The organism is Chitinophaga sp. SVR4-12A, from assembly GCF_056754765.1.
Window position 1 is genome coordinate 2,071,439 of the sequence record NZ_JBPGWP010000001.1, and the last position, 13,803, is coordinate 2,085,241.

General features: G+C 50.0%; 10 protein-coding genes. 2 read left to right on the top strand and 8 right to left on the bottom strand.

The genetic code is table 11. The annotated features are described in order from the left end of the window. Window positions 1-11: 11 nt before the first annotated feature. From ACR9Y8_RS08325 to ACR9Y8_RS08360, 8 genes are all read right to left on the bottom strand, one after another. Window positions 12-2,543 carry a zinc-dependent metalloprotease gene (locus ACR9Y8_RS08325; RefSeq protein ID WP_481212786.1) on the bottom strand — a complete coding sequence of 844 codons (2,532 nt, stop codon included), beginning with the start codon at window positions 2,541-2,543 and terminating at the stop codon, window positions 12-14. A gap of 60 nt (window positions 2,544-2,603) precedes the next feature. Next, window positions 2,604-4,064: a RagB/SusD family nutrient uptake outer membrane protein gene (locus ACR9Y8_RS08330; RefSeq protein WP_481212787.1), complete on the bottom strand. Its 1,461-nt coding sequence runs from the start codon at window positions 4,062-4,064 to the stop codon at window positions 2,604-2,606. 12 nt (window positions 4,065-4,076) lie between these two features. Further along, window positions 4,077-7,322 (bottom strand): SusC/RagA family TonB-linked outer membrane protein, encoded by a 3,246-nt coding sequence (locus ACR9Y8_RS08335; protein WP_481212788.1) that lies wholly within the window; start codon window positions 7,320-7,322, stop codon window positions 4,077-4,079. Window positions 7,323-7,609: 287 nt separating this feature from the next. Then, entirely contained in the window at window positions 7,610-8,815 is a 1,206-nt protein-coding gene (locus tag ACR9Y8_RS08340) for a FecR family protein (protein WP_481212789.1), read from the bottom strand. Between the two features lie 80 nt (window positions 8,816-8,895). Next, a complete protein-coding gene (locus ACR9Y8_RS08345) occupies window positions 8,896-9,513 on the bottom strand; it encodes an RNA polymerase sigma factor (protein WP_481212790.1) in 618 nt (205 codons plus the stop codon). A 135-nt stretch (window positions 9,514-9,648) separates the two neighbouring features. Continuing rightward, window positions 9,649-10,287, bottom strand: a complete 639-nt coding sequence (locus ACR9Y8_RS08350; RefSeq protein WP_481212791.1) for a hypothetical protein — start codon at window positions 10,285-10,287, stop codon at window positions 9,649-9,651. Between the two features lie 85 nt (window positions 10,288-10,372). Then, window positions 10,373-10,753 (bottom strand): VOC family protein, encoded by a 381-nt coding sequence (locus ACR9Y8_RS08355; protein ID WP_481212792.1) that lies wholly within the window; start codon window positions 10,751-10,753, stop codon window positions 10,373-10,375. A 26-nt stretch (window positions 10,754-10,779) separates the two neighbouring features. Next, on the bottom strand, window positions 10,780-11,214 hold the full coding sequence (locus tag ACR9Y8_RS08360) for an SRPBCC family protein (protein ID WP_481212793.1): 435 nt from the start codon (window positions 11,212-11,214) through the stop codon (window positions 10,780-10,782). An 86-nt stretch (window positions 11,215-11,300) separates the two neighbouring features. On the opposite strand from ACR9Y8_RS08360, the gene ACR9Y8_RS08365 reads away from it, so the two are divergent. Together ACR9Y8_RS08365 and ACR9Y8_RS08370 are read left to right on the top strand one after the other, a co-directional pair. Further along, complete coding sequence (locus ACR9Y8_RS08365; RefSeq protein WP_481212794.1) at window positions 11,301-13,226, top strand: AAA domain-containing protein; 1,926 nt, start codon at window positions 11,301-11,303, stop codon at window positions 13,224-13,226. Window positions 13,227-13,306: 80 nt separating this feature from the next. Next, complete coding sequence (locus ACR9Y8_RS08370; RefSeq protein WP_481212795.1) at window positions 13,307-13,762, top strand: YybH family protein; 456 nt, start codon at window positions 13,307-13,309, stop codon at window positions 13,760-13,762. The last annotated feature ends 41 nt before the right edge of the window (window positions 13,763-13,803 follow it).

The following is a 13,803-nucleotide window of genomic DNA, read 5'->3' on the forward strand; positions in this document are numbered from 1 at the left end:
TGTCAACCAGTCTAATTTACCTTTACGGGATGTAACGCCGTATTCAACCTTTCGTATAGATCCTGGAGGTGTTCACGGGACATGCGCTCTGCTACCAGCAAAGAGGCCTTTTGCATTCCGGCCGCCAGCTTTTTTGCATGTGCCTTTACTATAGAAATACCATCGTTCCCGGCACTCAGCCCACTTTTCTCTGCCATGGGAGGCAGTAAAGTGATCAGTTTTTCTACATAAGCCTTTTGAAGATTCCGTCTGTATATGCTGATGGGTTGATGTGTAGCCAGTTCAGAAAAAATGCCTGCTTCCAGGTCCTGCAACATCTCAGCAGCAGTATATACTTTATCCGCTGCATACTCCTGCTGCAAGAGCATGCGGTTGATCAGCCTACCGTCCAGTAAAGCAAACAGGATCTGTTGCTGCACAGCCGCCACCATACTGAAGCCCGCATCTGTTACGGCAAACAGCGCCGTATCATTTAACCACTGCGGCGTGGTGAACAGCTGTTCCTGTAAAAAAGCCATGGCGCTGCGCTGCTTTGCTTTCAGCGTAATTTCATACACCGGGCCTGACTGCTCCACTGTTTTAGGTGTAGAAAGCACACCACCGATATTGGACGCCACATGTCCCATATAACGCTGGTACTGCGCCAGCAGCTCCTTATACATCTCTCCTGCCTTATCATAATTCTGCCCGGGCTCGCGCGTCCATTGCAGCAGGTTGGCCTCAATACGTTTCAGGTTTTTGATACCGTAGCCGCCCGCTTTCATGGCATCATCCCCCAGGTCTTCATTCTGGTTACGCGGGTCCAGCCAGGTCCTGGGCTCCCAGGGGATCCTTTCAATACCAAAGGTATATTGCTTACCGGCCGCCAGTTTATTAATCACCCAATGGTTCAGTGTATCTTCCTCTTCTTCAGCGCTGTGCGCATCGGGAATATAGCGGTATCCCCATTCAATGGCCCATTCATCATAAGCGCCGATGCGGGGAAAGATGCCCCTCTCGCCGATATGATCTTCGGGCTGGGCTACGTAATTGAAACGGGCATAGTCCATGATGGAAGGCGTGTGGCCATGCGCTTCCACCCATTGTTTGTTACGTAAACTATCTACCGGTACAGTTGCAGAAGATCCGAAGTTATGCCGCAGGCCCAGTGTATGGCCTACTTCGTGGGAAGAAACGAAACGGATCAGCTGCCCCATCAGCTCATCATCCAGCTGTAGTTTGTGGGCCCTGGGATCAATGGCGCCCGCCTGGATGAAGTACCATTTGCGTAATACATCCATTACGTTATGGTACCAGTTGATATGGGTTTCCAGGATCTCCCCGCTACGCGGGTCTTTAATACTGGGACCAGATGCATTGGCAATGCTGGATGGTTTATACACCAGTACAGAGTGACGCGCATCTTCCAGGCTCCAGCTGCTGTCATTCACGGGCGCTTCTTTGCCAGTGATGGCATTTTTAAACCCGGCCTTTTCAAAAGCCTGCTGCCAGTCGTTGATACCCTGGATCAGGTACGGCACCCATTTCCTGGGCGTTTGCGGGTCAATATAGATCACGATGGGATGAGCAGGTTCCACCAGTTCACCGCGTTTATAGCTGTCTATATCTTCCGGTTTGGGCTCCATTCTCCAGCGCCAGATATTGCTCTTGGTTTTCACTCCCTGCGGGTTGGCGTCGAAGTCTGTAAACTCATCCGCAAAGAAACCTACCCGTGGATCAAAATAACGTGCACGCATAGGTGTTTTGGGCAGCAGCACGATTGAGCTGTTGAGCTCAAAGGTGAAGATCTTCATGGAACCATCAGGCGCAGGACGGCTGCTATAGGTCTTCACTGCCTTCACCTCAATGTTCATAGGGAAAGCTTTCACACTTTCAATATAAGAGCGGTCTATTGCCTGCAGCGATAATGTGGTGAAGTTCTTGATGGCCGGATCAAAGAACAGCAGGGAATTATCGCCGTTAATATAATCCGTTACTTCTATCACGCTGCTGGCAGCGCTGTCGTTCAAAGCCTTGATGGGAAAGGCTGCCTGTACAGGTTGCATATTGCTGTTAGCAACAGAACGATAGAGGCCGTTTGCCGAGCTGTCTGCCGAACGTTCTCTGAACGTCACCTTTTTCAGGAACAACCTGTTACCGGGTACTTTCTGAAAGCGGATCACCGACTCGCCGATCTGGTCACCGGGAAAACTGAACATGCCACCGGGGAAACGAAAATCTGCCGGCGATTTGGAGATACGGCCTACCACCAGTATATCCCGCTCCAGCAAAGAATCCGGTATTTCGAGGAAGTACTTCTCATCCACCTTATGCACCTTAAAAAAACTCCTGCCGGTGACAGCGCTGGCTGGAATGACCTCCTTATAGGGTTTCGGCGCATCCGGCTTAGGCGCAAGCAGCGCTTTTACCAGTGCGGAGGTGTCTACCTTCCTGCCGGTAGTATCTGTTTTTTTAACGGCATCTTTCTTTTGGGCCGTTGCGGGCAGCACGAAGAGCGTTATACACAAGAGCCATGCCCCTGTGCCAAAATGTTTCTTGCACATGAAATTGCTTTTATAAATGTGGGTTTCGTGTTTACAGAACAGGTACAGGGATCAATGCGCCTAGCGCGGATATCCCGGGTTCTGCGACAGGTTGCCGTTGGCGAGCAACTCTGTTTGTGGCACAGGCAACAGTAACCAGTTAGCATTCCATATGCCTCCTTTTTGCGGCGTTACTATGCTCATGACCTCATTGGCCTTCCCGGTTCTTTTCAAGTCAAACCAGCGGTGGCCCCATTCCAGGAAGAACTCTACCTGGCGTTCATGCAGGATGGCGTTTAGCAATGCTTCTTTTGTGGTTGTGGTGGTAGCAGGCAGTCCTGCCCTTGTTCTTACAGCATTCAGATCCGTTTGTGCAGCAGTGAGATTGCCCTGTTGTGCGCGGGCTTCAGCCCTGATCAGTAATTGCTCTGACAGGCGGAACACAGCCAGGTATTCTGCGCCCGATGTTTTATCCCTGTACTTCCGCGAGTAATAGTAAGTGCCTGCGGGCGATATTTGCGTAGCCGCTACATCATTCCTGCCCACCCATACACTGAGGCGCTGGTCGCCCGGCTCAAATGCCTTTACCAGGTAAGACGATAAGGTAACGGTCCGGAATGCATCAGGCCCGGATGCAGGTGTGAGGGTATAATTATCTATATCACTATTGGCATAACCGGTAGAAGCCGTGAAGCCCATTTGCCAGATAGCTTCTTTGTTATTGGCTAAAAAAACTTTCAGCAGGTCTGTTTCCAGTTGATAACGGCCGTCCGCTATCAGTGAGCCCGCAAGCGTTTCCGCCTGTTGCCAGTTCTGCAGGTAAAGATATACCCTGGCTAATAATGCAATGGCAGCCTGTTTATTCGGACGTGCTTTATCTTCCGTAAGGTTGCCATCTCCTGTCATGTAGTCGTTGCCCAATAATGTTTGGGCTTCCTGCAGATCGGCGATGATCTGTTCGTACACTTTTGCCTGCGGGCTCCGCGTGATAGCGTTATTGATGACGTAGTCAGTGGTCAGTGGCATGGGTATGTCACCAAAAAGATTGGTGGCATAAAACAACAAAAAGGCGCGCATGAACTTCGCTTCTCCCAGTAACCTGTCTTTTGTGGATGTAGTGAGTGTGCCCGATTTACTTATGCCTTCTACAGCGGCATTGCAATCGTACAATATATCGTAGATGCTGTTCCAGAGAGGGCCAACGGCAGCCGTGTTCTGCAGGTTATTCTGGTAGAACTGCTGACGCGTTACATTGGTGGCGGCATAGTTCTGCAGCTCATCCGCATATAACCCCATCAGGTAAGGCACACCATTGGCTCCTGCAGCAAAGGCAGTATTGCCTGACATTAAGCCTGCATAGATACCGGTGACCACGGCAGCAGCTGATTTATCAGTTGCATAGGCAGTAGCGCCGGTAATGCCGGATACAGACGGATCCACCTGGACAAAGCTCTTGCAGGCAGTAAAGCCTGTTATCAGCAGCACACTGATGACTAAAAGATAATGGAACGGAGTATTGATAGATGTCTTTCTCTTTTTCATGTTGCATACTTTTTACAAAGTGACCTGGAAACCGGCGGTGTACTGACGTAAAGGAGGCAGGCTCGCCGAGTTCAGGTTCTCGGGATCTGTGTTTTTGTAACTGGAGACCGTAAAGAGGTTCTGTCCCTGCAGGTAGATGCGCAGACCGGATATACGCCATTTAGACAATACCGGCTGCGGCACCTGGTATCCAAAAGAAAGGTTCTGCAGGCGGGCATACCTGGCGTTTGTATAGGCGCGTGTGCTGTTACGTGCATTGCCTTGTGCAAAGAAGGCCAGCAGGCTGGTGGTATAGCTGCGGGTATCGGTGATATCACCGGGCTGACGCCAGCGCGACAATACATCTGTTGTCATATTAAGCATAAATCCCGGCGGGAGGATCTGCTGCTGAGCAAAAGCATTGTATCCCATCCTGTCCATAAAACTGAACAGCACATCCAGTGAAAAACCTTTGTACTGGAAAGAGTTATTCAATCCGCCAAAATATTTCGGCGTAAGATTGATGATGGATGTTCTGTCTGTTGTTGCATTGGGCGATGTTACAATACTGCCTTTGCTGTCATAAAAAGTATATACGCCTGTTTGCGGATCTACACCTGCGTAGTTGAACACCTTTATAATATCTACAGGTTTATTAAGCACAAACCTGCTGTCGTCTGAAGATTCCGACAAGCCTGGATATTCCAGCAGCTTGTTACGGTTGGCGGCGATATTGAAAGTGGTGGTCCAGGTAAAATCCTTTGTACGGATACTGGTAGCCCTTAAGGTGATTTCCAAACCTGTATTCTGGATAGTAGCCGGTGAGTTACGATTAATACCTGTGAAGCCCGTTACGCTGGACAGCGTATAGCTCAGCAGCTGATCAGAACCACGGTTCACGTAATAGTTCGCTTCCAGGAAGATCCTGTCTTTTAAGAACCCCAGCTCAATACCGCCTTCCAGTTTCTTATTCAGCTCCCAGTGCAGGTCAGGATTGTAAAGCCGCCTGGCCGCAAGGCCCTGTATGTTCTGGTAGGAACCAATAGATGAATACAGGTCGTAAAAGCTATAGTCTCCGATCTGATCGCTGCCGGTAGTACCATAGCTGCCTCTTAATTTACCAAAGCTCAGGAAGGATACATTGTTCTTGATAAATGCTTCTTCTGTAAAGATCCAGCCCGCGCCTGCAGAGCCAAAGAAATGGAACTGCCTGCCTGGCCCGAACCTGCTGGAACCATCATAACGGCCGGTGAGCGTGAGCAGGTATTTATTGTTATGCGTATATTTTATACGGCCAAAAGCAGCGTTATAATGATATACTGATTGAGTGAAGCTGCTGATACTCGTAGTATTGGCAGCAGCCGGGTTCTCCAGCAGGGCATCATCGCTGAAACCAGTGGCGTTGATCATCTGGCTGTTAGACCTTGTGCTGTTGAAAGTGGCGCCAGCCAACGCATCCAATACGCCTTTACCAATAGCAATAGTGTAGAGGGCCTGTGGTTCCACCGTCCAGGTGTCATTATCAAACTGGCTGAAACTGCTTTTGCTGACATTATTGGGATTGACCAGCTGCTTAGGATAATAATAACTGAGCGGTGTTCCCAGGAACTCGTTGATGTCTGAGTTATTATATCCCAGCGTTGTTTTCAGCTCCAGTCCCTTAAAAGGACGATAGCTGATAAACGCATTGGCCACCAGGTTATGCCCTCTTTTTTTATATCGCTTTTCCAGCTCTGTCAGCGGATTGGTGTTGGTACCAAACTCATAATAGTTCAAAGAGCCATCGGGGTTGTACATCGGCGGCGCGTTGGGGGGCAGCAGCAGGCTGGTAGAAGAAAGATCTACTGCACGGATGTTATTAAAGTTATAGGTATAGCTGCCTGACAGCTGCACGGCCACTTTCTTATTATTAGTTTCTGTAGTGGTGCTGAAGTGCATACTGGCGCGACGATCAGCGCCATCGCCCAGCATCACCGAAGTTTGACGGTGATAACCGCCTCCTATCAGGAAGGTGGTATTGCCTGCACCACCGGAGATGCTTACCTGGGCATCGTTTATATAGGCTTTCTTTTTCAGGAAAACTTTTTGCCAGTCGGTAGAGCGGGTGGTATCCCATGTGCCATTCAGATCATAGTCCGTTGGCAGTATGGGCAGGTGATCATTCTGCTTTGCTTCATGCCGCATCTCCAGGTATTGCTGCAGGTTCAGCAATTTAGGCGCGGTAGCTGCAGAAGAAAAGCCGGAGTACATATTAACATCCACCCTTGTTCTGCCGGGTTTTCCTTTTTTGGTAGTGATCAGTATTACGCCGTTAGCGCCCCTGGAACCATAAATAGAGGTGGCGTCTGCATCTTTCAATACATCTATGCTCTCAATATCAGCGGGGTTGAAATAATCCAGGTAGCTGCCTCCGCGCAAGGTCTGGTTCAGCAGGAACAGCGTACCGGAGGGATAAGGCACCCCGTCTATAATGTACAGTGGCTCATTGCCATTCAGGCTATTCCTGCCCCTGATATTTACATTAAAACTCGAACCCGGCATGCCGCTGTTCTGTGTGATGATCAGTCCGGGCACCCGGCCCTGTAAGGCAGACAGCACATTGCTCACCGGGTTGCGCTGGATCTCCTCGGCCCTTACGGTAGCCACATCTCCTGTATTGAAACGTTTACTGGTACGGCCGTATCCTATAACCTGTACCTGGTCCAGATCACTGGTGGAGGGGCTGAGTGGGATGGTCATCATCCTGTCTGGTATGGCCTTCACCGTCACTACACCAAAGCCGGTGTAGGTGATCACTAATGCATTATCGCGTTGATCTGATTTCAGCTCAAAGTATCCGTTGATATCTGTTTGCGTACCTCTGCGGGTACCTTTGATCATCACGGTGGCGCCTGGCAGAGGCTCACCGGACATATCTGTTACCCGCCCCTTCAGCACGATCTGGGGGTCTGGCTGCTGTGCAGGCGGCGTTGCTACAGGTGTTGTTTCGTCCCGCGTAATAATGATGATATTATTTTTGATCTCGTAATGCAATCCACGTTCGCTGGTGAGCTTTTCCAGGAGTGCGTCTACCTGCATATCTTTCACCTGCAGGGTAACCGGCGCGGCATGTTCGGCCACGGTTGGGCTTAGCAGGAATTCGTGCCCGGTCTGAACGCTGAGCATTCTGAACACCTGTGTAATGGGGGCATTCTTTACATCCATTGTTACCCGCTGGCCGAAACTTTCAGCGCTCACATGCAGCGAGGCGACGAGGATACAGACCATGATCAATTTCATAATCAGCATGCATTTAATAAGCGAAAGATTTCGCATACCTTTACCAGGTACAATCCAGTTCATACGTTTGTACATTTAGGGATTTACGGAAAATGTTTCAGGCATTTATAAGTGATCCCGCTTCAGCGGGCCCTGATTGCCGTCAGGACCCGCTATCTGTTTCGGGATCAGCGGTTGGTTGTGACGCTTCTCTACATAGATTGCTGTTAGAGTGATACTTTTGGTTGTCCTAATGATTCTGGTTGATCTCCTATCCTAGTTTGCTCTTGCTATTCAATTGTTTGTCCCTATTCCTTGCCAGGAATAACTGTTATAGTGCTCCCTGATATCTTAAAGTGTACTTCTCCGGTGGCCGCAATGGCGTCCAGCAGTTCGCCGGCAGCGCCTTTTCTCGACAGCACGCCTTCAAAGTAGATACTGTCTACATTTCCCTGGTAGATCACCTGCATATCGTACCAGCGTGTCAGCTGGCGCATAATGGTGCGGATATTGGTCTTCCCGAAGTAAAACTTCCCGTTCTTCCAGGCGATCACCTCTTCCATGTTGGGCCGGCTGATTTTAAAGGCAGTGTGCTTAGTGTATAAGCTGGCCTGTGTACCTGGTCCCAGTGTGGTTTCCGCACTCGCCGCCTGTACTTTCACGCCCCCTGTTAATACCGTGGTGCGGATAGCGTCTTCATCGTTGTAAGCCATCAAATTAAAGGAAGTGCCCAGCACCTGTACTTTCACCGCTCCTGCTTTTACAATAAAAGGCTGAGTGGCCTGCTGCGCCACTTCAAAATAGGCCTCCCCTGTGAGCTCCACTTCCCTGCTGCTGCCTGTAAAGGCATTGGGGAAGCGAAGAGAAGAAACCGAGTTTAACCAGACCCCTGTCCCATCCGGCAAGGTGATCCTGAATTGTCCGCCCCTTGGTGTGGACAGCTGATTATACTCCACCAAAGTACCATTGCCCTGGTAGGCTATCAGGCCGCTATCCAGCTTTACTACCTGTACACCGCCGGCTGTGGTCAACTGGCCTGTTGCTGCCTGGTCCAGCTGTATCTGGCGGCCATTGGCCAGTGTAAGCACGGCTTTATTGCCGCCGGGCTGTAAAGGCGGTGCTGCCGCTATGGGCGCCGGTGAGCTTTTTTCCTGGCGCATAAACCAGATGGTGCCCGCTCCCAGTATCAGAAATAATACGGCAGCTGCTCCCCACCAGTAATTGCGCCGGGAACGCATGGGCACCACTGGCGTTTCCTGTCCTATGAAACCTTCCGCTTCTGAATCGCGGAAGGCTTGCAGGTTGTTCAATATATTATGGGCTATTGTTCTATCGTATGCCAGTTCTCCTTCGGCTGACATCAGCAGCGATGCGTGCGCTTCAGCCAGCAGTTCCAGTTCCCCCTTGGTGGCATCCTGGAACACCCAGTGGCGGAAAGCCGCTGTTTGCGCTTCTTCCACTGGCATACCCGCTGCCAGCGCTTCCAGGTGCTGTATTGCTTCGCTTAGGTTCATGGCTTATAGTTGTAAAGACGGTGGCCGGTTCAAAATTTTCACCGGTTACCTAAAAAAATTTTCCGGTGCTGGCTGAATGGTTATGCGTCGAGGAAAATAAGCAGCAGCAACAGTGTAAAACTTACGCCATGCCTGCCCAAGTGATCTTTAAGCGTAGTAATGGCCTGTTGCAGGGATTTGTGCACACCGCCCAGTGACATGCCCATTTCATCAGCGATCTCCTGGATGGTCTTTTCTTCCCGGATGCGCAGGCGGAAAATGATCTGCTGCTTCTCAGGAAGCGCGGCCAGCGCGGCGCGGGCAATGGCTTCGTACTGATCGGTCAGTAATTTGTCGTCAGAGCTGTAGTTGCGTGGCTGTACATAATCCCTTTCATAGCCAGCCTGCTGCGTAAGGCGCGACTGGCGGGCGCGTAAAAAGTCGTTGAGGGCGTTGCGCGCCATAATAAAAACATAGTTCTTAAAGGAACGGACGGTAATAAGCGTTTCCCGGCGCTTCCAGACCTTCAGGAATACCTCCTGTCCAATTTCTTCAACGTCCTGCTTTTCGGGAAGATAGACCTGCAGATAGTGCAGGATCAGGGGACTGAATAGCTCATAGAGGCGGGTAAAAGCGTCCCAGTTACCGGCTGCTGCTTCGGCAAGCAGGTCCCGCTCCTCTTCATCATTGATCACGGTATAGTTGATAGGTTCTTTCAATGTAGTCTCTCCGGTGCAAAAATAGAGATTACAGGTGGTATTTTAACAGCTCTTGCCTTGCGCTATCCTTGCTGTATCCTTGCTCTATCCTTGCTGTATCCATACTCCCCCGCGTTTTTGTTAAAATAACATCACTTATGGAACAGATATGCGTACATCGTTGAACACACCCGTTTCCACCACGTCCCGGTTATGCGAGCCTACAAACAGGCCTACATACACTTCATCGCCCAGGTCAATATCAGTGACCTCCGTAGTTACAAAAGGCTGCCCGGATCTGGCCACCCGCATGATATAGGTATTGCCCTTCCTTTGCAGCTGGATCACATCCGCATGGGTAATGGAAGACTTGATCTCCTCTGTCTGGGCAGATTGCGTTCTTCTAAACTGCAGAGAGGTAAGGCCATCGCCATGCACTACTGCATTCACATGCGGCGAGCTGCTGTCCAGGCTTTTACGGGCCATCCATCCTACCTTACGGTGCGCTTCCACTCCCTTCCCTACAAAGGCGGCGCGGGTATAAACGGTGAAATCTCCCTTGATCCGTTTCCATACAAACTGGAATTCGTCATGGTCAAACCAGATATTATAGCCGGCGCCGGAGATAACATATTCCTGCTTTTGAGGATGATAGGCTGCTGAGCCGGGCTTTACGCCCTTGCCTATATCATCATGCCCCTCAAAGATACCGAGGGGCATGTGTTGTGCAAAGGCAATATTGCCTGCCAGCAATCCCATTAAAAGTAACAAGTGGTAAAGCTTCCGTTTTAACATATCAGGCTCGTTTACGGAAATTTACCCATAAAGGTTTACTCAGGGGAATGGCCGGTGTACTATTTTTTTAAATAGTTAGCATACCTTATGGCATCTGGTGGATCTGTACATAATTGCCACAGGTATCCTCCAGGATGGCCTGTGTGCCCCACTGGGTTTTGGTGGGGGCCTGTTTGAAAACCACTCCCAGATCTTTCAGCCTTTCATATTCTTTTTGCACATCGTCTACCCCGAATATGATAAGGGGCAGGCCCAGGTTGTATACGCCTTCCTGGAAAGCCTTACTCACGGGATGACTATTCGGCTCCAGCAGGAGATTGGTGCCATCCGGCTCTTCGGGAGAGGCTACGATGGCGAGGTAATGTTCGGGGATATATTGCTTTTTTACAAAGCCCAGTGTTTCTGTATAGAACTTAAATGCTTCCAGTGGATTATTCACGGGAATACTAACAAGTGATATTTTCATATATACATGGTTTAGGTGGATAACAATCAGGCGGCAGCTCCTTCCAGGTAATCTTTCAGGTGGGTACCAATGATCTGGGTCCAGCCGGCCTCGAAGTTTTCCCTTCTCAGATCCGGGTTCTCTGCCGGGAAGGTTTCCAGGCCTGCATGCGTAAGTTTCAGCCTTGTTTTATCGCCTTCGGGAAACAGCTCAAAGGTGACGAAGGAATTACCTGCATACCCATCATAACGCCAGCTGTAGGTAAGCTTTCTGCCCTCCACCACTTCTGTGACCTTACACAGGTGCAGGTAGGGTTTGTCTGCTGTTCCGGCGGTGAACTGGAATTCAAATCCCACTTCGGCCCTGAATTCCGCCAGGTCAAAATACCATTGCTTCATATTGTCTTTGTCTGTAATGGCCTTCCATACCTTGTCAATAGGCGCATTGAAAGTGCGTTCAAGTACCAGCGGTTCGTTTTTCATCTGCCTGGATATTTAACATTTATAGCATATCTGTAACTGATCGGTTGCAATTTATAAGAAACCTATCGGTTACGCAAATATTTTTTATGAACAGCTATCTTTGCCGGATGGATTATTTCAAAAAGCAGCTTGATCTGTTAAAGATCGAGCGCGAAGAAGACCGGCAATCTTATCTGCAACTTACCCAATCCTCCTCCATTACCACCCGCAGGGAAAACGGGCTTAGCTGGTATCCCATCGCCATCAGGGACACTGAACTGGGCCGCGGCGATTATCTGACCGTAGAGGTAGAACGTACCACCCACCAGGACCTGCCCCACCAGTTCCGTACAGGCGTATCTGCCGTTCTCTTTTCTAACCATGATCCCAGGCAGAACAATATAGAAGGCACCATCTCTTTCCAGAGTGGCAACCGCATGAAGATCGCCCTGCGTACAGATGAGCTGCCGGAATGGTCGCGCGACGGCAAATTAGGGGTAGATCTGCTTTTTGATGATAACAGTTATGACGAGATGCAGAACGCCCTTAAACAGGCGGAAATACGCTACGAAAAGAACGAGGATGACCGCATTATCAGGATTCTGACCGGTGATAAGCCGGCCACCTTCCGGGATGATCTTTCCCCGGTAAGTATTCCATCCCTGAACGCCTCACAGCAGGCCGCCGTTAACAGGATCCTGGCCGCCAATGAAGTGGCGGTTGTACACGGCCCTCCCGGCACCGGTAAGACCACTACCCTGGTACAGGCCATAAAAGCTATCATGCAGCAGGAACGGCAACGGGTACTGGTGGTGGCGCCCAGCAATACCGCGGTAGATCTGCTCAGCGAGAAATTATCCGACCAGGGCCTGAATGTGCTGCGTGTAGGCAATCCCGCGCGCGTGTCTGACCGCCTGCTGTCGCTCACGCTGGACAGCAAAATGGCGGAGCACAACAGTATGAAGGATATCAAGCGGCTGAAAAAGCAGGCCAGCGAATTCAGGGATATGGCGCATAAATACAAACGCAATTTCGGCAAAGCCGAAAGAGACCAGCGTAAAGCCCTGTTTGACGAGGCCCGCAATATCATGAAGCAGGTAGAAAATACGGAACAATATATTATCGAAGACCTGCTGAATAAAGCACAGGTGATCACTGCCACCCTTGTAGGCGCCAACAACTATATGGTGAGGCAGCTGAAATATAAGACAGTAGTGATTGATGAAGCCGGACAGGCATTGGAGCCTGCCTGCTGGATCCCGATCCTGAAAGCGCAGAAAGTAGTGCTGGCGGGCGATCATTTCCAGCTGCCGCCTACCATTAAATCCAACGAAGCGGCACAAAAGGGATTGAGCACCACCCTGCTGGAAAAATGCGTAACCCTGCATCCCGAAGCAGTTACCTTACTGGAAGAACAGTACCGCATGCACGAAATGATCATGGGCTACTCTTCCGCCGTGTTCTACGAGAACCGCTTAAAAGCCCATGCTTCTGTAGCGCAGCACCTGCTCTTTGCCAATGATACACCCATCTCATTTGTGGATACCGCCGGCTGCGGCTTTGATGAAAAAGCAGAAGGTACCAGCATTACCAACCCGGAAGAAGCGTCTTTTCTCTTTAGACATCTGCGGCAGCTGGTAGCGGATTTAAGCACACATTACCAGCCGGACAATTTTCCCAGCATTGCCATCATCTCTCCTTACCGGCAGCAGGTACAGATATTACAGGAGCTCTTGCCCCACTCCACTGCATTACAGCCGTACAGGCATAAGATCTCGGTCAATACGATAGACAGCTTCCAGGGACAGGAACGTGACATTGTATACATCAGCATGGCCAGAAGCAATACGGAGGGGAAGATCGGTTTCCTTTCAGACATCCGCCGCATGAACGTAGCCATGACCCGGGCCAGGAAAAAGCTGGTGGTGATAGGCGACAGCGGCACTCTATCACAGCTTCCCTTTTACGAAGACTTTATTGCCTATACTGCCGACAGGAACGCTTATCAAAGCGCCTGGGAATTTGCAGAATAATTGATACCTGTTCGCATTTGTTCAATTTATCCAGCGTAAGGCGTCGTTACTTTGTTGCATCATTCATTTAAACAAAGCATATGAAACACACGATCCTGCCATTGATGCTGTTATTGCTCACTGTGATATGCGAACAAGGGAAAGCGCAAACAAACAACCTGGAAGAAGCCAGGGCAGCTATCATCGCCAGCAATAATATTTACTTCTCGTCTTTTGAAAAAGGGGATTCGGCTATATTTATTGACCGCTATGCACCGGATGTTTGCATTATGCCACCCAACAGTCCTGCCGTATGTGGTCCTGATGCAGCGGCAAAGTTCTTCCGCGAAGCTTATTACGGTTTCGGCCTGCGGGGCGGTAAGTTTACGATCATAGATATTTATGGATGCGGGGAATATGTTACGGAGTATGGCTTGTATGAATCGAGAGATGCGGAAGGCAAACTGATGGATGAAGGCAAATACCTCGTGCTCTGGAAAAAGACTGCGAAGGGATGGAAAATGTTCAGGGACTCTTTCAGCAGCAATAGAAAATAAAAAGAAAAAACCGCGTTGTTACTGCAACGCGGTTTTTATCC

Excerpts from the sequence above, each read along its gene's own strand:
- ACR9Y8_RS08325 (WP_481212786.1), bottom strand. The coding sequence starts at position 2,543 with ATGTGCAAGAAACATTTTGGCACAGGGGCATGGCTCTTGTGTATAACG.
- ACR9Y8_RS08330 (WP_481212787.1), bottom strand. The coding sequence starts at position 4,064 with ATGAAAAAGAGAAAGACATCTATCAATACTCCGTTCCATTATCTTTTA.
- ACR9Y8_RS08335 (WP_481212788.1), bottom strand. The coding sequence starts at position 7,322 with ATGAAATTGATCATGGTCTGTATCCTCGTCGCCTCGCTGCATGTGAGC.
- ACR9Y8_RS08340 (WP_481212789.1), bottom strand. The coding sequence starts at position 8,815 with ATGAACCTAAGCGAAGCAATACAGCACCTGGAAGCGCTGGCAGCGGGT.
- ACR9Y8_RS08350 (WP_481212791.1), bottom strand. The coding sequence starts at position 10,287 with ATGTTAAAACGGAAGCTTTACCACTTGTTACTTTTAATGGGATTGCTG.
- ACR9Y8_RS08355 (WP_481212792.1), bottom strand. The coding sequence starts at position 10,753 with ATGAAAATATCACTTGTTAGTATTCCCGTGAATAATCCACTGGAAGCA.
- ACR9Y8_RS08360 (WP_481212793.1), bottom strand. The coding sequence starts at position 11,214 with ATGAAAAACGAACCGCTGGTACTTGAACGCACTTTCAATGCGCCTATT.
- ACR9Y8_RS08365 (WP_481212794.1), top strand. The coding sequence starts at position 11,301 with ATGAACAGCTATCTTTGCCGGATGGATTATTTCAAAAAGCAGCTTGAT.
- ACR9Y8_RS08370 (WP_481212795.1), top strand. The coding sequence starts at position 13,307 with ATGAAACACACGATCCTGCCATTGATGCTGTTATTGCTCACTGTGATA.